The sequence below is a fragment of the Flavobacterium aquidurense genome, from assembly GCF_031458035.1.
In the GTDB taxonomy this organism is placed as follows: Bacteria; Bacteroidota; Bacteroidia; order Flavobacteriales; family Flavobacteriaceae; genus Flavobacterium; species Flavobacterium aquidurense_C.
This window is the reverse complement of sequence record NZ_JAVDXR010000012.1, coordinates 13,466-38,834: the sequence shown is the minus strand read 5'-3', so window position 1 is coordinate 38,834 and position 25,369 is coordinate 13,466. Positions and strand designations below refer to the sequence as shown.

The window sequence follows — 25,369 nt, the reverse complement described above, 5'->3', positions numbered from 1 at the left end:
TTCTACTAAACTGTACCTGCAATTTACTAAAATTAGAATCGATAATTGTTCGCTCACAATAATTAATTTAAAAGAAATAACTTATAAAATACTGAAATTCATTCTGTTAAAAATAAAATCATTCGTACCTTTAAAGACCCAACTAATAAAATCAGAATTATGAGAACCACTCTACTTCTACTTTTATTATTATATTCGACGATTTCTTTGTCTCAGGGAATTACAGTCGACAACACAACCTTGGGCATACCTGAACTGGTTCGCGAAGAGTTAATGCAGAATGCCTGTTCCAATGAAAGTAACTTCAGGTTTTCGTCGCATGAAGGCATTGGAAAATTCACAAGTACCGATCCTAATTTCCCTATTTCAGAAGGAATCATTATTCGAAATGGAAACGCCAAATTTACTGAAGGAGCCTACAGCGGCGCCAACGAAAGCAGCCAACTAAACACCGCTAACGATAGCGACCTCCAAGCTATCAGCGACAGCAACGGACAGGTTGTTCCTATTACGGATGTTAGTTACATTCAGTTTGATTTCACGCCTTTGTCGAGTAATTTTAGTTTTGATTTTCTTTTTGCTTCCAATGAATACGGAGAATATCAGTGCGGTTTCAGCGATGTTTTTGCTTTTATTTTAACTGATTTAACAACAGGAGTTGCCACAAATCTTGCTGTTCTTCCCGGAACAACAACGCCGGTTTCTGTCAAAAATATTAGGGATCAACAATATAATTCTTCTTGTTTATCTGCCAATGCCAATTTATTTGGTCAATATAATGTGTCTAATCCGGGAGAATCGGCAATTAATATGAGAGGGCAAACCAAAGTCTTAACGGCTTCGTCAACTGTGATTCCGAATCGCACCTACAGCATAAAACTGGCCATTGGCGATTACAATGACAGCAGTTATGATTCGGCAGTTTTTATAAAAGGAGGCAGTTTTATGACGACGATGGATTTAGGTCCGGACAGGTCCATTTGCGAAGGTGAAAGAATTATACTTGAGTCTGGACTTGTTGGTAATTATAACTACGTTTGGACGCTCGACGGTAGCATAATTCCCGGACAAAATAGCAGCACTTTGACACTTGACAAAGCAGGAACTTACGGCGTTACGGCGACACTTTCTGGCTGTGTCATAAAAGACGAAGTCGTGATCAGCAATTTGGCCGTTAAACCTCCAAAAAACCTCATCGCTTGCTATAGCGGATTTGCAACATATCAATATGATTTAACACAGAATAATGTAGCGGCATTAAATCTCAATCCGGCAGAATATTCTCTTTGGTATTTTGGTTCTTTGGCAGCAGCCAATGCAAATGGGCCAATCATCCCTGTCAATCAATTGAATTCTTACACCAGTGCCGGAAACCAAACGATATACATAAAAGCGATACATTTTTCCAATTCGAATTCCTTATGCAGTAATTTATTTTCCTTTGATTTGTTGGTAACCCCACCTATCAATGTCGTAAAACCGCCAGATTTAACTTTTTGTGATACTACTTTCGGCAGCGTTTCTGTTGATTTGACAGTTCAGGAAACACCTATACTAAACGGGTTAAATTCTGCAGATTATAAAATCACGTACTATACAAGCCAAATTGACGCAGGCGCCGGAACCAATAGAATCCCGGATCCGACGGCTTATATAATTAGCCTGAATCAATCACCAAAAATGATCTGGGTGCGAATTGAAAACATCCAGGCTTCGGCTTGTTATGCTACTGTGAATTTCAATGTTATTGTGAATTCGCTTCCAACGGTAGACGATATTCCGGATGTTATTGAATGCAACAGTTATACTTTGCCGCCAATAACTTTCGGAAATTATTATACTGGTCCGAATGGAACAGGAACGAGATTGAATGCAGGCGATGTTTTAACCAAAACGGGAGTGTATTATATTTTTAGCGGGCCTACACCGACTAATAATTGTACCAATGAAAATTACTTTAACCTCACCCTTATTTATGAAATTGATTTTCCAAAAGAAGCCTGTGAAAAATGGAGAGTTCCTAAAGTACCCGTGGGCGGTTTTTATACCGCACCTGGTGGAGGCGGAAATTCTATACCCGAAGGAACTATTTTTACCACAGACCAAACGATTTATTATTATGCGGTAGTTAATGGGGTGGTTTGCCGTGACGAAGCCGTATCTTTTGTTATTTATCCTTTGCCTTTGGCAGATGCTCCAGCGAACGTTGTTACTTGCGATTCGTATACGCTGCCACCATTGGCAAATGGAAATTATTATACTATATCCGGAGGTTTAGGAATCGCTTTACATGCTGGAGATAACATCACATCGAGTCAAACACTGTATGTTTTTGCCAATGATGGCAAATGTACCAGTGAACATGCCTTTAAAATTGACATTGTTAATTCGACAAAATATATTCCGATTACCGAATGCGGAAGCTATACTTTACCAGCCATTGAAATTGGCGGTTATTATAGCAGTCCGGGTGGTCAGGGCGCGAATATTCCGGCCGGAGCGGTTATTACCACTTCGCAAACCGTTTATTATTACGCTTCTACCACGACCGCGACGAATTGCACTGATAATTTAAAATACGATATTACCATTAAACCGCGACCGATTGTTGATACTCCCGGCAATAAACTCGAATGCGGAAGCTATACATTGCCGCCTTTGGTGAATGGCAATTATTTTACCGAAACCAATGGTGGAGGAATTCCATTAAAAGCTGGTGACATCATTACAGAAACACAAACAATTTATGTTTTTACTGTTGGAACAGATTGTACTAACGAACATAGTTTTGTGGTCGAAATCAGGCCACTTCCTACGGTTGATAGTTTTACAGATGTTGTCACCTGCGCCAATTTTGTACTGCCGAAATTGAAAACCGGAAAATATTATACTGCGACTGGAGGTCCGCATGGATTGGGAATTCAGCTTGCAGAAGGAACGGTCATCAACACTACTCAAACAATTTACATTTATAACGAATGGCCTGATTTTACAAATTGCAGCAATGAAACTTTCTTTAAAGTGAATATCAACGGACTCGATGTTGGAACTTTTAGCGACATCAACATTTGCGATAGTTATACGCTGCCACCATTAAAAATCGGTAATTATTATACACAGCCAAAAGGAAAAGGCGCAGTAATTCCAGCCGGAACGGTATTGACCACTTCGCAGACTATTTATGTGTATGTCATTACCGGAACCCGATTAACCTGCTCTAGCGAAAAAAGTTTTGTAGTCAACATTTCGACAACGCCCGTGTTAGTCAGCATGCCCGACGTTGCGATTTGTCAAAGCTACACTTTACCCGTTTTACCTACAGGAAATTATTATAGTGGTCCAAATGCTACCGGCACCCAATATTTGGCCGGACAACAAATAAACACCAGCCAAAAAATGTACATCTACGCGCCCGCGGCAACCAATGCCATTTGTGCTTCGCAGGATGATTTTGATATTACGATATATCCTTTAAAAGATTTAGTCATCAATAATGGTGTGATTTGCGTTGATTTCCAGACAGGAACATTGCTCAATCCGGCGCAATTGAATTCAGGATTAAATCCGAATATTTATACGGTCGATTGGTTTTTGGATGGCGCTAAAGTCAGTACAGGCTCAAATTATTCAGCTACGAAAGAAGGAACTTACACTGTTGTTGCCACCAAAAACACGCCAAATATTGGTAACGATTGTGGTTATAATTCGGCTACGGTTATTGTCGGGAAGTCGAGTCCGGCGATTGCGACCGTTACTGTGAGTGATTCTTTTGAAGAAAGTATCGACATTATCGTGACCCTGAATAATGGTTTCGGAATCTATGAATATCAATTGGACGACGGCAATTTTCAAACCAACAATGTTTTTTCTGATGTCGATTCCGGAGAACATGCTATTACGGTAAAAGACCTGAAAGGAAATTGCGACGATCAGATTTTGATTGCCAATGTCCTCAAATACCCAAAATACTTCACACCAAACAACGACGGCTACCACGACACCTGGAACATCACTGATCTTGCTTTTCAGCCTGCCGCAATCATCAATATTTTTGATCGTTATGGGAAATTTCTAAAACGACTAAGTCCTGCCGGTCCCGGCTGGGATGGCAATTACAACGGAAATCCGCTTCCGTCTTCTGATTATTGGTTTCAGGTTTTTTATACTCAAAATGGCGTTGATCAGGTTTTTAAAGCGCATTTTAGCATGAAGCGATGATGGTTTCTTTTTATTAGTTCATCATAATAAAACTATCGAAATTCATTGTGTGTTAGTACGAAAAGTACTTCATAAACAGAAGCCTTTTTAAAGAATTATCTATATATTTGATTTAAATAAAGTACGGCGTTTGTCACACATAATTACCCAAAATTTGGCTGCTTTGTATGATTTTGTCATACATATAGACAAGTTAGTGGCTATCCATTGGAAAATCGTGAACAACAAAACCAATTTATGACACAAAATCCAAAAATTTATAGGATTGACAAAGGAAATCGTCTTTTAAAAAAGTTGAAGACTACGGAATCTATTATCGAAAAAATAATAAACACTTCGGCTATAACAAATTTCAATCCTGAAAGTCTAAAAAAGACAGTAATTGGGAATATAAATTACTTTTTATACATATTTAATATAAATGATTTTGTTTCCGATTGGCAAGAATTTTTACCAACAGAGCTAACCGAAGCCAACGATTTTACACAACAAAAGCTGTCTTTAATTTTATTCATTGAAACTGAATTTGACATATTTTGCATAATTGGTGGAAATGCTTATCAAATCATTCTTCCATATATTGACCAATCTTTTGGTCTTAATGTTTATGCTCGAATAATGAAACCTGAAAACGATGAATTAGCTTCCATTAAATCAAGAGGAATTACAGGATCTATTGTTGGCGAAAATCAACAATTTAGAGGTAAATATAAAATTATAGATTATATTAAGTTTGGTAAAATTCCACAAGAAATACATTTAAAACTGAGTACAGAAATTTCAGATTTACATTTTAATTTCCTAAAAAACAAACCAAATGAGAGAATACAAGTTTTTGTTGGTAAAGCTTTCAAAATAAAAAAAGGAGTTGATTTCGAAAGTCTTCATAAAATAATAAATGAACTTACAATAATAAATGAATTAGTTCCATCAGATTATCTTAGTTCATATCAAGAAATAACCGATCGTGATTTTATAGACAACTTCTGTAAGCCTGAATTAATGAATAGGATTTATAATGACATTGGAAATATTGACAATAAAAATTTAAGTCCTCATAATAAATTTGAACACGAGTTTACAAATCCAAACAACATCGAAAAATTTTACGAAGCTGACTATTATAAATTAAAGGAAAAGGATGAAGAAAAAGGTTATAGTGTTTTCAAAACTGTAAGCGACAGAACAGAAATATATAATCAAGTATTAAAAAGAGCTGTAGAAAGGTTTGGTGATAATGATCCATTTAATTTTAAAGTTTTTTTACAAGGTGTTAGAGTTACTTGTTATCAAAATAACATAAAAAAAAGCACTGTTTCTTCAGGATTTATATTTCATATTTCTACAGAGTTTCCAATACAAGGAAAGCCTATATTTCTTATTGATACTAAATGGTATTTATTAAGAGATTCGTTCATTAATGACTTAAAAATTAATACCGAACATATTTTAAAAACCTATTCGACACCAAGTAATGTTTTAAGTTTAAATTGGAATAAAAATGTAATCAAAACTGAAAAAAAATACAACTTACAATATAATGGAATACCTAATTATATTGTAATTGATACCATAATTGCAGATGGTTTGGAACTTTGCGATATTTTAAAATACGATGATGAAAATCTATATTTAATTCACGTAAAATATGGTTTTAGCTCAAATATGCGTGAATTAACAAATCAAGTAGTTATTTCAGCTAAAAGACTGAAAGAATCTTTAGGAACAGAAGAAAAGACCATTTTAGACAAAGTCTATTCAAGTTTAGTTGCTAAGCAACATAACATTGATAATTTATCTCTTCAAGAATTCAAAAATTTGTTCAATAGAAAAATAAGTTACGTTTTAGCTTTTACATCACATTTAAAAGAAGATGTAAAAGTTGAATCCAATTTAGACAAATTCACTTCAAATATTGCTCGATTTTCATTAATTCAATGTTCTAGTGATATGAGAACAAATTATTATAATTTACTAACATATCAAATTGAACGCGAATGACAGCAATAAAAACCTACTACAACGAATGTGGGCATTTGGCTTCATGGAAAATTTGGTCTTTTATTTGGGATGATTTGTCAAAATCCAAATACTATAGTTAATTTAAGTCAAGACTGAAATTTCCAATCTCGTCTTAAATAGATTTTTTTGCCTAAATTTGTAATATATGGGAATAGTTGATAAAAATATTGAAAGCTTAAGAAACCTTTGTACCATGTACAATGTGGAAAAGATGTATCTATTTGGTTCGGCTTTAAATGCTAATTTTAATAAAGAAAGTGACATTGACTTTCTCGTAAAATTTAAGCGAATTGAGTTATCAGAGTATTTTGACAACTATATTGATTTCAAAGAAAAATTAGAGAACTTATTTGGGCGTGAAGTTGACTTAGTGGAAGAACAGACATTAAGAAACCCAATTTTAATCAACTCCATCAATAAATCAAAAGAGCTTATTTATGGATGAACGAATTCTTAAATGGCTTTTCGATATTAAATTTTGTATTGACGAAATTGATATTTTTTTCAAAAACGAAGAAAAAGACTTTTTCAAATACAAAAACAACGTAATGCTTAAAAGAGCCGTAGAAAGAAATCTAGAGATTGTTGGTGAAGCAGTAAACCGAATAATAACTCGCGACAATTCATTTACTGAAAAAATCACCAATGCAAAAGCAATTAATTGGATTGAGAAATCAGGTTATTCATGCTTATGACAATATTTCTGATGAGAATATTTGGTCAATCCTAACAAACCATCTTCCAAAATTAAAACTTGAAGTAGAGAAATTAATCAAAGAGAACGAAAGTGATTATCTTTAAATATCACATCTTCCCGCTTCAAATTAATAATCCAACTCTCTTTATAGTTATTAAATCATCAACTTCGTATCTTTGCAACCTTGGTAAAAACCAAAAAAAGCAATAAACAGAAAAAATGATCGAAGATAAAAATCCGCAACGTACCAGTATAGCGCAATTAGGCGAGTTTGGTTTAATTGAACACTTAACCAAAAATTTTGATGTTACTCAGGAATCAACTTTAAAAAGTATAGGCGATGACGCTGCTGTTCTTGATTTTAAGGATAAGAAAGTAGTGGTTTCAACCGATTTATTGATCGAAGGCGTGCATTTCGATTTGTCTTATATGCCGCTAAAACATTTAGGATATAAAGCTGTCGTAGTAAATGTATCGGACATTTGCGCGATGAATGCGAAACCAACTCAAATTACGGTTTCGGTGGCGGTTTCTAACCGTTTTCCTTTAGAGGCTTTAGAAGAGCTTTTTGAAGGCATTACACATGCGGCAAAAGAATACAAAGTTGATGTTATTGGCGGAGACACCACCTCATCGCAAAAAGGATTAATCATTAGCATTACTGCAATTGGGGAAGCTAATGAAGACGAAATTGTCTACAGAAACGGCGCAAAACAAACCGATTTACTTGTTGTTACAGGCGATATCGGTGCAGCATATATGGGATTACAGGTTTTAGAACGCGAAAAACAGGTTTTTCAGGTGAATCCAAACAGCCAGCCGGATTTGGATCCGTACACGTATTTGATCGAGCGTCAGTTGAAACCTGAGGCACGAAAAGATGTCCGCACTTTATTGCACGCCCTAGAAATAAAACCAACTTCGATGATTGATATTTCGGACGGATTATCATCTGAAATTATTCATTTGTGCAAACAATCTAAAGTGGGTTGTAATTTGTATGAAGATAAATTGCCGTTAGATCCGCAGTTTATTTCGGCTTGCGAAGAATTTAATATTGACAGCACAACAGTTGCTATCAACGGTGGAGAAGATTATGAATTGTTATTTACGATTGACATCAACGACTTCGACAAAATAAAAGGAAATCCGAACTTTTCGATTATTGGTCACATGGCCGATGAAAGCGAAGGTATTAATTTGGTGACGCGTGCTAATACTCAAATCCCTTTGAAAGCCCGTGGTTGGGATGCTCTAACGTAATAAATTTTAATAAAAAATCAATAAAAAAATTCCAAATTTCAAGTAATGCTAGTCATTTGAATTTGGAATTTTTTATTTTGGAATTTTATTTTAAAAAAGTCCTTTGCTTTTGGCTTCTTTTATCAATTCGTCGTCAGAACCGGATTTTATTTTGAGTAATTCTTTTAAATTGACTTTTCGTTTTTCAATCGCATTCAACGAAATCGGAATGTATTGCGGCATTTCTACAACCGGAGTTTGTTTTGAGATGTGAAAGAGAATCTGCTTATCAAATTCATCAATTTCTATTGAATTATGCGTAGACTGATTCAGCATTTTTACCACAGACTGGCTGTAATACTTATCGTTTTTCATTACTCTGTCAAAAGCAAATAGCAATTCATCAAAAGTAAGATCGTTTTTTATGATCAGACCATTTGGGTTTATGGTTCGGATAATAGTTTTGATTTTTAGCAATTCGGTGTACATCGTAAGTAAAATAATCTTACAATGCGGCATTTTCTTCATGATTAGCTTTGCCAGATCCTCTCCAGAAAAAAGATCTTTTTCTTCATAAGCCGGCATGCTAATATCTAAAAATGCTATTTCAAAAGTTGGGGTCGCCTCACCTTCCAGTAAGTCATACGCCGATCTGCAATCGTATGCCTGCGAAATAGCAAAGTCGTATTCCTTAGGATTATAGCGGGTTATTGCATTTTTATATCCCTCAATTATAAAAGGATGGTCATCTACAATTAAAATATTCCGACTAATTAAAGGCGAAATTGAAGTGGTTAAGTTAAATGTCATTCTTGTGTAGGTTTATTTTTTGATCTATTGGGACTTTAATAATGAGAACGGTTCCTTCTCCTTTGGCAGATTTTATAGTAACTGTACCCTTACATTCTTTTGCTCTGTATTGAATATTATGTAATCCTATTCCGTTTTTGGTTCTTTTGGTATTAAAACCATTTCCGTCATCTGCAATCGACAAAATCAAATAATCAATTTCACTTTTAAATTCCACCGTAATGGTGTCAGCATCTGCATATTTATTACAATTTTGAAGTGCTTCCTGAATAATTCTGTATAAATTAATTTTAACAATATTACTGACTAATTCCCATTTTATATGAGGATCAAAAGATGTAATTAATTTAGAATTATATGTGTTCTTCTGATTATCAAACAATTTCTTTAAAATTGCGATAAAATTATTAATTAATTCTGATTTTTCTCTATTTAAATCATGTGAAATTTCACGGATGTCTTCTTCGATATTTTTAAGCTCGTTTAAATACTTTTTTCGCTTTGGTGCCGCCTGTGCTTCGTCGATTTTATCTAAGCTGTCTAAACTTATTCTCACACCAAACATTCGACCTAAAACACCGTCATGGAGATCCTGTGCAACTTTTTTCTTTTCTTTAATTCGTGTCATCTCAATATCATTTTGCTGAGAAATCATCAAATTATAAATATCTTCATTAGCAATTTGCTGCTGTTGTTTAAAAAGCAATTCCCTGTTTTTTGCCTGCTGTGTTTTGTAAACGTAGAAAAACAAACCAATTAATGTACAAATACTAAAAACATACACTAACGCTCTGTTTTTTTCTTCCAGGTTCGAATTTTGGTCTTTTATTTCATTAGTTTCATATTCAATGCGAGAGAATTTTTCACCCATTTTCCGTTCGGCTTTCAGCATTTTATCATTTAACCGAATATATTCTTCTGAATAAGTCGAGGCGTTTTTAGAATCTACTATCGCTAATTGTTTTAGTGCTTCTAATGTACTTTGCAGTTTTGTTGTAGTCCGGGATAAATTTAAGGCCTGTTTCACAAACTGAACAGCTCTTAAAGTGTCTTTTTTTGAAGCATAATATTCAGACAAATGAATTTTACTGGATACCACTGCAACTTTTAAACCTAAACTATCCCTAATTTTTAATGCTTTAAAAAACAATTCGGGCAGTTGATCTGTTTCGTGCAGTTTAAATTTTGAATATGCCAGATTATCTAACAATATAGCATACAAAAATGTTTTGTCAACAAACAAATTTTTTTGTTCCAAACCTTCTTTAAAAAATTTTTCAGCTTTTCTAAAATCAAGTTTATTCGAATAAATGTATCCAATATTATTTAATGAAGTTGCTCTGCATTGAAATTCAGACGGAATTGATTTATCCTCTAAGACTTTTAGTGCCTTTTCCTGAAATTCCTGAGCCTTAGAATATTCTTCCCTTTCGTTATATAATATTCCTAAAAGATTATAACTATCATAAAATAAGTCATTTACATTTTTTTGTTTTTTTAAACTGCTTAAAGCTTTAAAGACGTTAATTTCACTCTCAAAAAAATCGCCTTCGTTATACTGAAGACTTGCCTTGTTTAAAAATGTTTTGGCGATATTATATTCGTCTTTCAATCGTAAATATAATTTTTCGGCCTTAAAATAACTCATAAAGGCACTATCAGAAATAGATTGTGCTATATAATAATCTCCCAGATAAGAATATGCTTTTGCCATATTCGCGGAGTCATTAGACTTTTTTGACCTTTCTAAAATTAATTTTGTGGTTTCATTGAACGCTTTCCAGTCGCTCATATTATAATAACGATTGGCTATTTTAAAAAGATTTACCCGACTTATTGAATCGTCTTTCTGGTTTAAAATTATTTCTAACGCTTTTTGATTGTAGTTTTGTTTGAAATTTAAAGGGAGATTGTTCTCGTTTGCTAACGAAAGATAGGTAGGTAGACTGTCCTCAGGATGCATAACATCTTGAACAGATTTAGTTTTGTTGGTACAACTCCATAAAACAAGCAATAACAGTGCTATTATACTATATTTTTTTTTCAAAGGCAGTTCGAGTTTTACCAAAAATACTAAAACTATAGACACAAAAAAAAAGCTGTCAAAAAAATTGACAGCTTAACTCTTATTTAGAAATATAAATTTAGTCTATTTTTTTGTTACCACCTACAGATTGGTTAACACTAGATAATTTTAATTGATTATTTTGTAAATCAATATTGCCTCCGTGATAATCTCTCTTTTTCTGAGTACCTCCTGTTGCTCCGTCAATTTCAAGATCAATTTTACTTGCATATGATGGAGAAACTGTTTGTGGTGTAGTAAATGAAGTTGCTATCATTAATGAAGCGAATAATCCGAATGTTAAAGCTGCTTTTTTCATAACTTGAGGTATTTTATTTTGATTGTTTGTTTTTGGATGACTGACTGCTTATTGCGAATCAGTGATGTAAAACTAAGTAGGGAATCAAAAAAAATTTATACGAAAAATAGAGTTTATGGTAAAACATGCCCAATTGATAGTCAATGAACGTTAATTCGGTGTAAATATCTAATTTTTAGATCTCTATGTAATTTCCTCTCGCAAAATCAGCGATAATTAAATCGACATTTGATTTATAAGTTTTAGAAAAAGGTATTTTTTTAGGAGAGTTTTTAATGTAACAAACTGAGTTTCCGTTATGAATTCTTGCAATATAGTTTTGGTTGATTATATAACTATTATGAATTCGCACAAACGGATAGGACAAAATACTCTCAAAATGCTTTAAAGTTTTAAAAGCAGTTATCATTTCGCCAGAATTAAGATAAATGTCCGTCGAGTTATTGTCGGCCTGGAAATAAGCAATATCAGCCGCATTGATGTAACGATAATCACCATACGATTTAATACAGATAACAAGCGGTTTTTCGATAGCCAGAGACGTTTGAACTGTCGGAATTGCCTGAGAGGCTACTTCGCTAACCGTTTCTGCAGTTTTTGTCTCTAAAAGTGTCTTATCGAATTTCAAAACTGTTTTGAGCAAATCGATATGAGTGAGAGGCTTCAGTAAATAATCAAAAACGCCATAGTCAATGGCATCAAATGCCAATGCCTTTTTTGTGGTGGTAATTACTATTTTAGGAATAACAGCTAAAAACCGATGCAGTTCGTTGATGAAGGCCAGCGATAAATTACTGGACAAATCTTCCGGATCGATTTCTAAAAAAATAAAAAAAGGCCTATGTTCCAAAACCAAATTTAAACCAGCCTGATAATTCGTCGCTGACGCTACAAAAGTTAATTCAGAAAAACCTTCAGCAATAGTTCTGGTTTTCAAAATACTTTCATCATCATCATCAATAATAATATACGAATACCTTTTCAAGATTAATTTGTGTGTTTTAGGCCAAATAAAATTAAGCATTTCTGTTTTTCTAAACATTTCATTGTTAACACATTACATTAAAATGTTAATACATAAGGATGAAATGCAAAAAAAACCGATGAAATACACTTTTCAAAATTAAAAAAATCCCAAATTCCTGCTGGGAATTTGGGATTTATATAGTATTAATTAAGAAAATTACATTTTCATTAACCAGTTTTTCATTGAAACTTCGTTTTCAATAATAGCTCTTAATTCGCTAATTTTCACACGGTCTTGTTTCATTGTATCTCTATGACGAATAGTTACTGTTTCATCTTCGATCGTTTGGTGATCTACTGTGATACAAAACGGAGTTCCAAGAGCATCTTGTCTTCTGTAACGACGACCTACAGCATCTTTTTCATCATAAGCCACATTGAAATCCCATTTTAAATCGTCGATGATTTTTTTTGCGATATCCGGCAATCCGTCTTTTTTAACCAATGGTAAAACCGCTGCTTTTGTTGGCGCTAAAACTGCTGGTAATTTTAAAACTGTTCTTGTTGAACCGTCTTCCAAAGCTTCTTCTTGTAATGAAGTTGCAAAAACTGCCAAAAACATACGATCCAAACCAACTGAAGTTTCTACTACATACGGAACGTAGTTTTCATTCAATTCAGGATCAAAATATTGTAATTTTCTACCAGAATATTGTTCGTGTGCTTTTAAATCGAAATCTGTACGAGAGTGAATTCCTTCTAATTCTTTAAATCCGAATGGGAAGTTGAATTCGATATCAGCAGCAGCATTTGCATAGTGCGCTAATTTCTCGTGATCGTGAAAACGGTAGTTTTGTTTTCCTAATCCTAATGATAAATGCCATTTTAAACGGGCTTCTTTCCAGTGGTGGTACCATTTCATTTCTTCACCCGGACGAACGAAAAATTGCATTTCCATTTGTTCGAATTCACGCATACGGAAAATGAATTGTCTTGCAACAATTTCATTTCTGAAAGCTTTACCAGTCTGAGCAATTCCAAACGGAACTTTCATACGACCTGACTTTTGAACATTCAGGAAATTCACAAAAATACCCTGAGCTGTTTCCGGACGCAGGTATAAGTCCATCGCAGAATCTGCAGAAGCACCTAATTTAGTTCCGAACATCAGGTTGAATTGCTTCACATCTGTCCAGTTTCTTGAACCTGTTTCAGGATCAGCAATTTCCAGTTCTTCGATTAAAGCCTTTACATCCTGAAGATCTTCGCTCATTCCTTTTGCCAGTCTTTCCAGAATTTCTTTTTTCTTAGAAAGATATTCAACAACGCGGGCATTAGTCGTAATAAATTCCTGCTCATTGAAAGCATCACCAAAACGGGCTCTTGCTTTTTCAATTTCTTTTTCAGCTTTCTGATTTAGCTTTTCAGCGTAATCTTCCACTAAAGTATCAGCTCTATATCTTTTTTTCGAATCTTTATTATCAATTAACGGATCATTAAAAGCATCAACGTGGCCTGAAGCTTTCCAGGTTGTTGGATGCATCAATATTGCAGCATCTAAACCTACAATATTGTCATTCATCTGAACCATTGATTTCCACCAATATTCACGGATATTCTTTTTTAACTCGACACCATTTTGTGCATAATCATACACTGCACTCAATCCATCGTATACTTCGCTCGACGGAAAAATAAATCCGTACTCTTTTGCGTGCGAAACCACATTCTTAAATAAATCTTCTTGTTTTGCCATAGTGATGCAAAAATATAAAAAGTACTTTTAAAAAAAAGAAAAATAATTAAGATTGAAACAATGATTTGGTTAGTTTTGTAACTAAATTCTTTCTATTTGTGTTTAATTATTTACTTAATCTCTTTTTTCCTAAAGTTTGTGCCGGATGTCATGCACTTTTAATGTCTAATGAAACTGTAATCTGCACGCGTTGTCGTCATGAAATACCTCTCACTCAATACTATTTGGACACTAATAATGAAGCTGTAAAGAAATTCTACGGTAAAATCGAAATTCAACACGCCTCCGCTTTTTTATATTTCAACAAAAAAGGAATTGTTCAGGAACTCATTCATAATCTGAAATATAAAGGACATCAGGAAATTGGGACTGTTTTAGGATATTGGTGTGTAGAAGATTTAAAAGAGTTGAATTTAGAAACTCCTTTTGATGTGATCATTCCGGTTCCGCTTCATAAAAGAAAATTCAGGGAACGTGGCTATAATCAGGTTACTTCTTTCGGAAAAGCTTTGGCTGAAGGATTAAATATCACTTTTGATGATTCGGTTTTGTATCGCAAGAAATATTCTAAAACGCAGTCGAAAAAAAATCTTTTAGGAAGATCTGAAAACATCGAAAATATATTTGACGTCCATTTTTCTGATAAAAATCTAAACAAACACTTCCTAATTGTTGATGATGTACTTACAACAGGAGCGACACTTGAAGCCTGTTCACGGGCTTTACTAAAAATTCCAGGAGCTAAAATTAGTATTGTTTGTATGGCAATGGCGAACTCGTAAAAAAAGAAATTCCAATATTGAAAATTCCAAATTCCAAAAAAAAAATAAATTTTATTTAAACACATAGAAACATAGCTGCCACTTTTAAAAGAAGGCGTTTCACTTTTCAACAAAACACATATTGATGTGAATTTTAAAAAAGTGAAACGCCTTTACATTTTAAAAAAACTATGTATCTATAATATTGATTTCCAATTGGAATTTGGAATTTTCAATATTGGAATTTCTTCCACTAATAAACAATCATTTTCTTAACGGTTCGTTGGTTTCCGTCAATAACGGTTACCAGATAAACTCCGGCTGAAACATTTTGCAATTGAATATTCTGATTGAAGTGCGGCGTGCTGTCAAAAGTTTTTTCATACACTTTCTGACCCAAAATATCATGTACAGAAACCTTAATTGCGGCATAAGATTTACTTTCAAATTGAACTGTAAAACTTCCCTTATTTGGATTTGGATAAATTGCAAAATCACCATTTTCAAAATCAGGCACTCCCAAAGTGAAAGTCTGATCACAAATAGTAATAGTAGCAGAATTTAAAGTTCCAAAAGCTCCTGTCACAGCGTCCCGAATTCCTAATGTCCATGTTCCCTGCGAATTCTGACCATTAAAAGCACCTAAAAAATCAACTGGAACAACAATCTGATCTGTGATTTTTGCACAATCTAAACTAGAACCAGAATCATCAAACTGAAGTCCTAATGTAGAATTCGTCGTAGTACATGCTTTATTAAACAAGCGCACGATAGTTCCTTGCGGATTTACGATTTGAATTTCAAGATCAGAAAAACGGCCGTGGGTTATATTCAACGAAACATTTACATCTGAAATAGTGGTATTTGATGCCGGAACTGTGATCGTTTGTGTAACAAAAGTTGTCGTTTGTGTAATTGGAATAGAGTTTCCAAAACTATATGAATTACAAGTGATTGAAGAAGTATACCCTACTGCAAATGGCTTGCTGTTTACGGCATAATATATATTTCCTGTCGGTTCAATCAAAATTCGGCAGTTTTTAGACGAAGGAACACTTGTTGGAAGTAAAATCGACTCGGAACCATCATTTGGAGTATTCGCTGCCAAAATTATTGGAAAAGTCAAACCGCCATCAGTAGATAATTTAATATTAACGTTTGTCGATCCCTGTAAAGTATTGGTATTATTCACGCTCCATGTTACTGTCTGATTATAACCCTGCCACCAGCTTACATTATCAGCATTATGAGAAGTCACAATCAATGGTCCGGCAGAAGAAACAACATTCACAATCATATCGTCAGTATACGTCTGAGCAGCTCTATCACCTGCGTTATCTCTTCCTGTTAAAGTAAAATGCAGAGTTCTCGGAATAGACGAAACAGATTCCCATTTTGTGGTCAGTCTATTTTGAACAACAAAATTAAGAGCCGGCATATAACGAACTGCGCTGCTGCCTGGAACTACAGATCTAAACAAAGGTCCGTTTGGCTTAGTAGGGTATGCGGTGCTATTATCTCCAAATGTTGTGATCGCATTGTCATTTTCTTCCCAATTATAAGTAATAACATTATTTTCCGGATCAGAACCCGTGCCTGTTAAAACAAAAGCTGTATTAATTGGGATCGTAAAATCCGCACCGGCACTAATAGCTGGCGGATTATTGGCAATAGTTGTGCTAACAGGACATTCTTTTCCAGCCAGATTATTTTGAATTTGCAAAATACTAACATAAGCAAAATAATCATCCGAGTAATCCTGAATATCATACCCTTCAGAAATACCGGCATATCCCATAATTGTTGAACCGCTTCCGGGCTCAACTTGTACAGTACTACCTTCTGTTTTGAATGAAAAAGTGTGGCCTGCACCTAATTGATGTCCCATTTCATGCACTACAAAGTCAATATCAAAACTATCTCCCTGAGGTCTACCATCAGCTGGCGACGTATAAGCGCTTCCTTTTCCGTAAGGATCTCCACTAGTAGGACTTGTACAGACACAACCTATACAACCAGCATCTCCACCACCCCCTGAAGCACCAAATAAATGACCAATATCATAATTAGCCTCTCCAATTACAGCTGTTAAATTATTCTGTAATTCTAAATTCCAAGCACCTTTAGCACCTGTGTTTGCTGGAGAATAAGGGTCTGTATTAGCATTTATATAGATGATGTCTACATTATCGACCATAATTAATTTTACTGCCAAATCTTTATTCAAAACACCGTTCACTCTTGCCATTGTAGCATTCATCCCAGCTAATGCACCACTTACTGTACCACCAAAGTATGTCGTATATTCACCTGTACATGACAAAGCAAGTCGTAAGGTTTTAAAAACTTTATTATTTGAAGTTGTTTTCGCCGTTTTTGCAGAAATACCTTTATCAGCAATTACATCCTCTGTTTCACAATTTAAGCTCATTTTAGATCGTCCTTCAGATGTAAACAAAACATAATCAGTATTATTCTCTTGATTTTTTTCGATGAATTCTGTTGGTTTATCTGCTCGAAGTACCATAGTCTGCATTCCGATTGGTGAAAAACTAAAATGTATTTTTGCTGATTTATCATCTAAACCTTTTCCTTCATAAGCCCTGATTTCAGGAAATTTTGCCTGTAATTCTGGCTCAAAATTAGAAGATTCCCAAACGGTAAATCGCTCTAAAACACCATTTGAGTTTGGAATTGTAATTTGTGAAGTAATACCTTTAGAATCTTTACCAGTTGTAGAAGCCAGTTTACTTTTTAAGAAATCTGTATTTAATTTGTAATGTAACCTTCCTGATTCAGATGAATTTACATTTTTACTTAAAGTCGAAACAGCACTTATCCGTTGCCATAAATCATCATTTTGAGCGTGAATTTCGGCACAACAAAAAATAAAAAATAATAAAAGTAATAGTCGTTTCATTCTAATCAGCATTTGAAAGATCAAAATTAAATGAATTAAATCAAATTCTTACAAATAAATAAGATTTAATCTTTTTTATTTAATGACTGACTCACTTTAAAAAAAAAGATTAAAAATCTCTTCAAAAATCGACTGTTCGTAGTGTAAAATTTCAAATAGATAGTATAAATTTGCACCATCTTAAATTATTTGTTTTGAAGCTCTTTCATTCTATAAACGATTTCCATTCGACCAAGAAAACTATTTTAACTCTTGGCACCTTTGATGGTGTACACATTGGTCATAAAAAAATTCTGGAACGAATTACTCAAAACACTGAAAACGGAAAATATGAGAGTTTAGTTCTTACATTTTTTCCGCATCCGAGAATGGTTTTGCAAGAGAAATCGGAAATTAAACTTTTAAATACGATTTCTGAAAAAACAAAACTTTTAGAAGAAACCGGAATCGAAAACCTTGTGATTCATCCGTTTAACGAAAGCTTCTCGAGATTAACTGCCGAAGAATTTGTGCATTCTATTTTAGTAGATCAATTTCATATTCAGAAAATTATTATTGGTCACGATCATCGTTTTGGAAGAAACAGAACCGCTAACATTGACGATTTAATTGCTTTCGGAGCCGAATATGGTTTTGAAGTGGAGCAAATTTCAGCACAGGAAATTCAGGATGTTTCAGTAAGTTCTACCAAAATCAGAAAAGCCTTAAACGAAGGAAATATGGATTTGGCCAATGACTATTTGGGATACAATTATTTTTTAAGCGGCGAAGTCGTAAAAGGAAAACAATTAGGGAGAACTATTGGTTTTCCAACAGCAAATATTCAAATTGAAGAAGATTACAAACTAATTCCGAAAAATGGCGTTTATGTGGTTAAAGCAAAAATCGATCAGAAAGAAGTTTTTGGTATGATGAATATTGGTTTTAATCCTACCGTAAACGGCGAAAAGCAAACTATTGAGGTGCATCTTTTTGATTTTGATGCCGATATTTATGGTCTAAAAATAGAAATTTCGTTATTAGACTACATTCGTGAAGAACAAAAATTTGGCTCCGTCGATTTGTTGAAAGCGCAATTAAATCAAGATAAAAAAACAGCTCTTGATTTCGTAAGCCAGCTTTAAAAAATTCCCGAAAATTACTTTTTGTTATTTTTAAATCATCGTACTTATTTTTTTAGTAAATTTGATATACAACTCTGTTTGTCAATAACATACTATTAACTTCTTTAAAAATAACCACTATGAAATTACCTAAAGAAATAACCAACGGATTTTTGATTTTCCTCGGAATTGGCATTTATTTTTTATTGATGAATGTATTAGGACTAGCTGATTTGTTTTACCTGCGTACACTCAATGTATTTTTTATATTTTATGGTGTAAACCGAACCATGCAAATGAACCTTCGCGAAGGCGAAACTAACTTTGTATCCAATGCAGTCTCAGCCATGACAACCTCTGTAGTGGGGGTATGCATGAGTGTTTTCGGATTATTGGTATATAGTTATGCACGTGGTGGAGACGCTTACGTACAAACATTATCAGAAACATTTATGTTTGGAGGAAATCCTTCAGTACCAACTTATTGCATTTGTTTGCTTTTTGAAGGTGTTGCCTCATCGGTCATTGTTACGTTAATGATGATGTTATACTGGAATAACAAATATATCGCCGATTAATATTTTTTAAATAAATCAACATTTAAACACTCTAAAATCATAGAATTATACTTTTTCATGATTTTAGAGTGTTTCTTTTTTGAAAATACCTGTCAAATATTCATTTACAGAAATACACATTGGTTGATTAGAACAATTTAACTACTTTTGAAGCATCAAAAAATTGCATCGATGAGCATTACAAAACACAATTGGACAAAAGACGAAATAATCGCCATATATAACAAACCTATGATGGACCTGCTTTATGAGGCAGCAACAATTCATAGAACAAAACACGATCCGAACGTTGTTCAGGTATCGACTTTATTATCTATCAAAACCGGAGGATGCCCTGAGGACTGTGGTTATTGCCCGCAAGCTGCACGTTACAATACAGGTGTTGAGGGAAATGATTTAATGAGTGTTAGCCAGGTAAAAGCTCAGGCTTTGCGTGCAAAATCAAGCGGATCATCTCGTGTTTGCATGGGAGCTGCGTGGAGAAACGTAAAAGATGGTGAAGAATTCGATCAGGTCTTGGAAATGGTTCGTACCATTAATAAATTGGACATGGAAGTTTGTTGTACACTGGGTATGATTACTGAAAACCAGGCACAGCGTTTGGCAGAAGCTGGTTTATATGCTTACAACCATAATTTAGATACTTCTGAAGACTATTATAAAGATGTTATTTCTACACGTGCTTTTGAAGACCGTTTAGAAACTATAGAAAACGTGCGTAAAACAAATGTTACGGTTTGCAGTGGTGGTATTATTGGAATGGGAGAAAGTATTGAAGACAGAGCCGGAATGCTTGTTGCGCTTTCAACTTTAAACCCTCAGCCAGAATCAGTGCCAATTAATGCATTAGTTGCTGTTGAAGGAACTCCAATGGAAGATGAAAAACCGGTAGAAATCTGGGAAATGATTCGTATGGTAGCAACGACAAGAATAGTTATGCCAGACACTCAGGTACGTTTATCGGCTGGAAGAACCAATATGAGCCGTGAAGGACAGGCGATGTGCTTTTTTGCAGGTGCAAACTCAATTTTTGCCGGAGATAAATTGCTGACAACTCCAAACCCGGATGTACACGAAGACATGAAAATGTTCGAAATGTTAGGCTTGATTCCGCAAAAACCATTTGTTAAAGTTTCGCAGCCTCAAACCGTAGAAGCAGCTGATTCTCAATTCGCTCCACTAGGAGAAAAACCAAAGTGGTCACGTCCCGGACATACTATTGAAAGAAACCTTGAGGCTTCGATCAAATCAAAAAATTAAGTAAAAGAATTCATATATCTCGATAAATATTTTTAAATTGCTTTTGACTTAGTGTCAGAAGCAATTTTTTATTTATCAAAGATGAAGTTAAAACAAATCGAAAGGGTAAAAAAAATCTCAAAATCTGATTTTATTTCCCAATACGTTAAAAAACAAATTCCAGTTGTTGTTGAAGAGCTGACCGAAGACTGGCCAGCTTATCATAAATGGAAATTGTCATATATAAAAGATATCGCAGGGGATACTGTCGTTCCATTATACGATGACAGACCCGTAAATCATGAAGATGGTTTTAATGAGGCGCATACTAAAATGCAAATGAGCGATTACATAGATCTTTTACAATCAAAACCTACCAACTATCGCATTTTTCTTTATAATTTAATGAAGGAAGTTCCAACATTAAAAAATGACTTTCTGTGGCCGGATATTGGCTTAAGGTTAGTCAAGCAAATGCCAATGTTGTTTTTTGGCGGAGAAAACTCGCGAGTATTTATGCATTATGACATAGATTATTCGAACATATTGCATTTTCATTTCCATGGCGAAAAACAATGTATGATCTTTCCTCCTGACCAATCAAAATATATGTATAAAGTTCCGCATGCATTGATTTCCAGAGAAGACATTGATTTTGATGATCCGGATTATGAAAAATTTCCTGCTCTAAAAAATGCGGAAGGTTATATTACCAATCTCAAGCATGGCGAAATGCTCTATATGCCGGAAGGTTATTGGCACTATATGAAATATCTGACTCCTGGATTTTCCATGAGTTTGCGTGCTTTTCCTAAAAACATTACTCATTTATCAAAAGCGGTCTATAATGTTTTTATCATGCGACATTTTGATATTATGATGCGAAAAATCAAAGGTCAGAAATGGATTGATTATAAAAACGAAAAAGCAATTCAGAATACAAATGAGAATCTGGCAAAATCAGCCTGACGGAAATAATAAAGCAGCTGTAAAAATAACAGCTGCTTTATTACTGATTTTAATATCAAAATACGATTTTATCACTTGTTGTATGTTTGTTTTCTAAAGTCGTTTTGACAACTAAAACCTGATTTTCTACTTTTAAATTCGGTATCTGCCACTGGTCAGCATTAATTTTATTTTTACTGTAAAGAAGTTTTCCGGTCAAATCAAAAATGGCAACTTCACTTATATTTTCCTTAGTCGATGTCACATTGATAATCTTATCTTTTACAAATACAAAAATAGCTTTGTCAGCATCTTTAAAATCACTTCTTTTTAAAGATTTATCCGTAAAACGAAGTACAAAACGATTGTCAAAAGTTCCTGTGGTTGTTGTAAAATTATAATTACTGGTTTGTAAATTATGAATGGTATTGGTCTTTTTATCTTCCAAAAAAATGGCATGTGTGCTCAGGTCACCATCAGCATGGTCAATCGAAATCGTAAATTCGCCGGCGATTATTGATCTATATCCCAGAGGAATAACATCAGTTTCCAGAAAAGGCACAGCACGCCCCTGAATTACCAACTTATTCAACTCGTTGATACTATAAAAATCCACGTATTTATTTGCATCAAGCGTAAGTGCATCATAAAGATTGTCCCATAAATTGGTTGCTCCCTCTACATATCCAATTAATATTTGTTTAAAAGCACCCTGCGTATTCGTGAAATTGAGCCAAAGTCGGTGTCGATCTAAATTTTCTTTACTTGCATTAGTAGTTTTAAAAAACTGACTATTATTGCCCGGAACGCGCATTGAATTGGTAAAAACGGCATTAAGCGTGGTTTTTGATTTCACAAAAAAAGATTGCCCCGCAGCAATATAACCTAATGGCGGATTCTGATTTCCCGGTGTTGTTGCGCCAGTACCGTCAAGATCTCCAATACTTATATCACCTGTTAAATTATAAATTGCATAATCATCACTGTCATAACGATATTTTCCATCGCCAACCGCACCGCTCGGAAGACTATTATGTGTCCAAAAAAGTAAAGTCCCATATAAATTAGCCGCATTATCAACAATAAACTGATCTGCATATATTGCCGAAGGATATGGATTTCCAATCAGATGAAATTTTTCGGGGGCAGACAATGGGACAGTAATCGGACCATTATTAGGAACTCCGGTAAATTGAGCATGATAAATTGCAGGTATATTAATATCAAAAGTCTGAGGTGCCCTGATCATATAACCATAACCTGGAATCATTGCCTGCGTCCCACCATTATTATACACCCATCCGGTCGATGGATCATAACTAAAATATTTATCAATTAAAGTATCAGGAGACAAATCTTTTAATGTAAAAGGAGGCGTTCGTGTAACTGGCGAAGACCAATAGGTAAAATCATAACGTCTAACTGGGGTTGTATTTCGTTTATAAATAATATTTCCGGTATTAATTGCATCGCTGGTTTGCAGTAAGCCCGCATTATTTTCAAAAGTTAATGTTCCGCCATTATTAGTTACAGAATTTACAATCGTTAAGGTATGATCCGAATTTACCACCACATTTACCCCTGAATTCACGACACAAGAGCAGCCCGTTAAATTTCCAGTTGTTTCATAATTTCCGGCAAATTCAATAATATCTGTCACTATTGGTGCTCTTCCTTTTGACCAGGAAGTCCCATTCCAAATGTTTGTGATTGGAGTATTAATATCAACACTCGCAGTTGCTGATGAAAGGCAGCTGGAATCTTCATGGATTGTAAAAGTATAATTTCCCGGAGCTAAATTAGGCACTGTAAAATTAGTTCCTGACCCTGAATAAGTTTTGGAAAATGTTCCGCTTTGAGTAATTGTCCAATTGGCAGTAGCAATCAGACCATTCAAAACTACACTTCCTGTTGGGTTAACGCAGGTTGGCTGAACGATTTGCCCCAATTGGGGTGCGGATGGTTTTGAAATAACTGTTACTGTTGCAGAATTCCCTGTAAAACCATTGTTTCTTGTACATATGTTTGCATCGGCAACAGAAACCAAGGTATAAATTGTTGAAGTGTTTACTGATGATGTAAAAGGAATAAAAGCTACCCCACTCGTTACGTTTGTTGCCGTACGATCGGCTCCACCATTTTCTTTATAAACGACAACATAAGGCCCAGTACCCGCCGTACCGGTAAAGGTTAATTGCGGAGAACCAGTCGCGCAAAATGGTCCGTTGGCACTTAAACTTCCCTGCGGTAATGGATTTACTGTTACGGTTGTTGGTGTAGAAAAATCTAAACCACAAACTCCGCTTTGAACTACTGCCCTAAATTGAGTAGTTTGCGTTAATGCGCCTGAAGTATAATTTACCGTTGTATTCGGAATATCAACCCAACTGGTAAAAGGACTCACAGCATATTGCCACTTTAAAACTGAACCCGTATGACCTGTCAATAGCAATGCCGCACTTGTTAAACCACTACAAATTGTTGTACCACCACTAACCTCTCCTCCAACGGTAGCTGCTGAAATAGTAATGTTTGCCGTATTATTTGAAGATATATTGCTGACACATACTCCGGATGTTAAATTGGTAATTGTAATTGTTCGCGTTGCTGCAGCGGTAAGTGCATCTGCGAAAAAACTTCCTGTACCTGCAGTGTTAACAGTCATTTGTTTCGTTAATCCTACTACGGCAGGATTACTAAGATTGTAGGTTACCGTATAAACTCCAACTGGTAAAGAAGCCGCACTTGATGTTAAAGTTACTGTTGAACTTCCGGTCGTGGTACAGACATTTGTTGCTGTGATACCTGAAATATTGTATGTTGGACAAGTATAATTAATACTCACCTGACCAGCGGCTCCGGCTCCTCCAAGTTGACCAGCACCTCCAGGTGATTGTACAGCACCACTTCCTCCTCCTCCTGGCGGAGCTCCTGCATTTCCGGGTGCATTTCCTATTAATGCGATGGCGACACCAGAACCTCCAGATCCTCCACTTGGAAGAGCTCCGGACCCCCCGGACCCTGATACAAGTATTGATAATATTGCTGTAACTCCGGGGCCACCATTGCCACCATCAGCCGTTGTAGTACCGGATGAAGCCGAAGCCTTACCACCTGCACCACCTGCAGGAGTTGTTCCACTATTATTTGCATTACCTCCTTCTCCTCCTACAGCTTTTATTACATTTTCAAAACCTGTGATCGTTGAAGTACCCCCAGTAGCACCAACACCTGTAACCACTCCGGCAGCTTGCTTGGCAACAACCACATTTAAAGTTGTTCCCGGCACTACAGTAATTATGGACATAGCATAAGCACCGCCGCCGCCGCCTGCGCCACCACGACCATTTAGAGTAAGAGGTGCAGCTCCTGATGCACCACCACCAGCACCACCACCACCCCATGCCTGAACAGTCATTTGGGTAATTCCGGCAGGGACATATAAAGATCCATCTAAGTTAAACGTATGTGGAGGTTGAGCCCATAGAGAAGTAGAAACCAAAAATAAGAGCAATACTAACTTTATTCTGGAAAAAGAAATTTCTTTTTTATGAAGCGTTATAAGAAAAAAATCGAAAATTGAAAATTGAAATAAAAACAGCAGTGTAGGTAAATAATTTTTCATACGGGAGCATTTTTAATAATTAAAAAATCAGTTTCAAACTCAATGAAAATCATTTCAAAATTTTAAATACCTCATAGTCGAACAGAAATACCAAGAGTAC

The 25,369-nt window shown here is 35.0% G+C and carries 18 protein-coding genes; 11 read left to right on the top strand and 7 right to left on the bottom strand.

The annotated features are described in order from the left end of the window. The first annotated feature begins 159 nt into the window (after positions 1 to 159). The 6 genes from J2X17_RS16885 to thiL all read left to right on the top strand — a co-directional run bounded on the left by J2X17_RS16885 (position 160) and on the right by thiL (position 8,200). Positions 160 to 4,218 carry a choice-of-anchor L domain-containing protein gene (locus J2X17_RS16885; RefSeq protein WP_310300607.1) on the top strand — a complete coding sequence of 1,353 codons (4,059 nt, stop codon included), beginning with the start codon at positions 160 to 162 and terminating at the stop codon, positions 4,216 to 4,218. A 237-nt stretch (positions 4,219 to 4,455) separates the two neighbouring features. After that, positions 4,456 to 6,219: a TIGR04141 family sporadically distributed protein gene (locus J2X17_RS16880; RefSeq protein ID WP_310300604.1), complete on the top strand. Its 1,764-nt coding sequence runs from the start codon at positions 4,456 to 4,458 to the stop codon at positions 6,217 to 6,219. A gap of 166 nt (positions 6,220 to 6,385) precedes the next feature. After that, the gene (locus J2X17_RS16875) at positions 6,386 to 6,685 is read left to right on the top strand and encodes a nucleotidyltransferase family protein (RefSeq protein WP_310300601.1); all 300 of its coding nucleotides are present in this window, start codon (positions 6,386 to 6,388) and stop codon (positions 6,683 to 6,685) included. After that, a complete protein-coding gene (locus tag J2X17_RS16870; protein ID WP_310300598.1) occupies positions 6,678 to 6,935 on the top strand; it encodes a HepT-like ribonuclease domain-containing protein in 258 nt (85 codons plus the stop codon). The genes J2X17_RS16875 and J2X17_RS16870 overlap by 8 nt, the downstream gene beginning before the upstream one ends. Next, positions 6,886 to 7,041 (top strand): HepT-like ribonuclease domain-containing protein, encoded by a 156-nt coding sequence (locus J2X17_RS16865; protein WP_310300840.1) that lies wholly within the window; start codon positions 6,886 to 6,888, stop codon positions 7,039 to 7,041. The genes J2X17_RS16870 and J2X17_RS16865 overlap by 50 nt, the downstream gene beginning before the upstream one ends. 115 nt (positions 7,042 to 7,156) lie before the next feature. Continuing rightward, a complete protein-coding gene (gene thiL / locus J2X17_RS16860; protein ID WP_310300595.1) occupies positions 7,157 to 8,200 on the top strand; it encodes a thiamine-phosphate kinase in 1,044 nt (347 codons plus the stop codon). Between the two features lie 90 nt (positions 8,201 to 8,290). Here the strand turns inward: thiL and J2X17_RS16855 are convergent, their stop codons facing one another. From J2X17_RS16855 to J2X17_RS16835, 5 genes are all read right to left on the bottom strand, one after another. Next, positions 8,291 to 8,989 (bottom strand): response regulator, encoded by a 699-nt coding sequence (locus J2X17_RS16855; protein WP_310300593.1) that lies wholly within the window; start codon positions 8,987 to 8,989, stop codon positions 8,291 to 8,293. Then, positions 8,979 to 11,036 carry a tetratricopeptide repeat-containing sensor histidine kinase gene (locus J2X17_RS16850; RefSeq protein ID WP_310300591.1) on the bottom strand — a complete coding sequence of 686 codons (2,058 nt, stop codon included), beginning with the start codon at positions 11,034 to 11,036 and terminating at the stop codon, positions 8,979 to 8,981. The genes J2X17_RS16855 and J2X17_RS16850 overlap by 11 nt, the downstream gene beginning before the upstream one ends. 97 nt (positions 11,037 to 11,133) lie before the next feature. Then, on the bottom strand, positions 11,134 to 11,373 hold the full coding sequence (locus tag J2X17_RS16845) for a hypothetical protein (RefSeq protein ID WP_310300588.1): 240 nt from the start codon (positions 11,371 to 11,373) through the stop codon (positions 11,134 to 11,136). A 175-nt stretch (positions 11,374 to 11,548) separates the two neighbouring features. Then, positions 11,549 to 12,358 (bottom strand): LytR/AlgR family response regulator transcription factor, encoded by an 810-nt coding sequence (locus J2X17_RS16840; protein ID WP_310300585.1) that lies wholly within the window; start codon positions 12,356 to 12,358, stop codon positions 11,549 to 11,551. Between the two features lie 198 nt (positions 12,359 to 12,556). Beyond that, positions 12,557 to 14,095 carry a glycine--tRNA ligase gene (locus J2X17_RS16835; protein ID WP_310300583.1) on the bottom strand — a complete coding sequence of 513 codons (1,539 nt, stop codon included), beginning with the start codon at positions 14,093 to 14,095 and terminating at the stop codon, positions 12,557 to 12,559. A 98-nt stretch (positions 14,096 to 14,193) separates the two neighbouring features. On the opposite strand from J2X17_RS16835, the gene J2X17_RS16830 reads away from it, so the two are divergent. After that, positions 14,194 to 14,877 (top strand): ComF family protein, encoded by a 684-nt coding sequence (locus tag J2X17_RS16830; protein ID WP_310300579.1) that lies wholly within the window; start codon positions 14,194 to 14,196, stop codon positions 14,875 to 14,877. Between the two features lie 232 nt (positions 14,878 to 15,109). On the opposite strand, the gene J2X17_RS16825 is transcribed toward J2X17_RS16830, so the two are convergent. Continuing rightward, positions 15,110 to 17,776: a zinc-dependent metalloprotease gene (locus tag J2X17_RS16825; protein WP_310300576.1), complete on the bottom strand. Its 2,667-nt coding sequence runs from the start codon at positions 17,774 to 17,776 to the stop codon at positions 15,110 to 15,112. A gap of 194 nt (positions 17,777 to 17,970) precedes the next feature. On the opposite strand from J2X17_RS16825, the gene J2X17_RS16820 reads away from it, so the two are divergent. From J2X17_RS16820 to J2X17_RS16805, 4 genes are all read left to right on the top strand, one after another. After that, a complete protein-coding gene (locus tag J2X17_RS16820) occupies positions 17,971 to 18,900 on the top strand; it encodes a bifunctional riboflavin kinase/FAD synthetase (RefSeq protein ID WP_310300574.1) in 930 nt (309 codons plus the stop codon). Between the two features lie 119 nt (positions 18,901 to 19,019). After that, positions 19,020 to 19,457, top strand: coding sequence for a hypothetical protein (locus J2X17_RS16815; RefSeq protein ID WP_310300571.1), 438 nt, complete (start codon positions 19,020 to 19,022; stop codon positions 19,455 to 19,457). A gap of 171 nt (positions 19,458 to 19,628) precedes the next feature. Then, entirely contained in the window at positions 19,629 to 20,717 is a 1,089-nt protein-coding gene (bioB, locus tag J2X17_RS16810) for a biotin synthase BioB (protein WP_310300568.1), read from the top strand. Positions 20,718 to 20,798: 81 nt separating this feature from the next. Next, a complete protein-coding gene (locus tag J2X17_RS16805; RefSeq protein ID WP_310300566.1) occupies positions 20,799 to 21,665 on the top strand; it encodes a cupin-like domain-containing protein in 867 nt (288 codons plus the stop codon). Between the two features lie 55 nt (positions 21,666 to 21,720). Here the strand turns inward: J2X17_RS16805 and J2X17_RS16800 are convergent, their stop codons facing one another. Then, positions 21,721 to 25,269, bottom strand: a complete 3,549-nt coding sequence (locus J2X17_RS16800; protein WP_310300563.1) for a T9SS sorting signal type C domain-containing protein — start codon at positions 25,267 to 25,269, stop codon at positions 21,721 to 21,723. Between the last annotated feature and the right edge of the window lie 100 nt (positions 25,270 to 25,369).

What these genes read in the sequence shown, in the direction of transcription:
- J2X17_RS16885 (WP_310300607.1), top strand. Translation starts at nt 160, where the DNA reads ATGAGAACCACTCTACTTCTACTTTTATTATTATATTCGACGATTTCT.
- J2X17_RS16805 (WP_310300566.1), top strand. Translation starts at nt 20,799, where the DNA reads ATGAAGTTAAAACAAATCGAAAGGGTAAAAAAAATCTCAAAATCTGAT.
- thiL (WP_310300595.1), top strand. Translation starts at nt 7,157, where the DNA reads ATGATCGAAGATAAAAATCCGCAACGTACCAGTATAGCGCAATTAGGC.
- J2X17_RS16845 (WP_310300588.1), bottom strand. Translation starts at nt 11,373, where the DNA reads ATGAAAAAAGCAGCTTTAACATTCGGATTATTCGCTTCATTAATGATA.
- J2X17_RS16875 (WP_310300601.1), top strand. Translation starts at nt 6,386, where the DNA reads ATGGGAATAGTTGATAAAAATATTGAAAGCTTAAGAAACCTTTGTACC.
- J2X17_RS16835 (WP_310300583.1), bottom strand. Translation starts at nt 14,095, where the DNA reads ATGGCAAAACAAGAAGATTTATTTAAGAATGTGGTTTCGCACGCAAAA.
- J2X17_RS16880 (WP_310300604.1), top strand. Translation starts at nt 4,456, where the DNA reads ATGACACAAAATCCAAAAATTTATAGGATTGACAAAGGAAATCGTCTT.
- J2X17_RS16855 (WP_310300593.1), bottom strand. Translation starts at nt 8,989, where the DNA reads ATGACATTTAACTTAACCACTTCAATTTCGCCTTTAATTAGTCGGAAT.
- bioB (WP_310300568.1), top strand. Translation starts at nt 19,629, where the DNA reads ATGAGCATTACAAAACACAATTGGACAAAAGACGAAATAATCGCCATA.
- J2X17_RS16825 (WP_310300576.1), bottom strand. Translation starts at nt 17,776, where the DNA reads ATGAAACGACTATTACTTTTATTATTTTTTATTTTTTGTTGTGCCGAA.
- J2X17_RS16800 (WP_310300563.1), bottom strand. Translation starts at nt 25,269, where the DNA reads ATGAAAAATTATTTACCTACACTGCTGTTTTTATTTCAATTTTCAATT.
- J2X17_RS16870 (WP_310300598.1), top strand. Translation starts at nt 6,678, where the DNA reads ATGGATGAACGAATTCTTAAATGGCTTTTCGATATTAAATTTTGTATT.
- J2X17_RS16815 (WP_310300571.1), top strand. Translation starts at nt 19,020, where the DNA reads ATGAAATTACCTAAAGAAATAACCAACGGATTTTTGATTTTCCTCGGA.
- J2X17_RS16865 (WP_310300840.1), top strand. Translation starts at nt 6,886, where the DNA reads ATGCAAAAGCAATTAATTGGATTGAGAAATCAGGTTATTCATGCTTAT.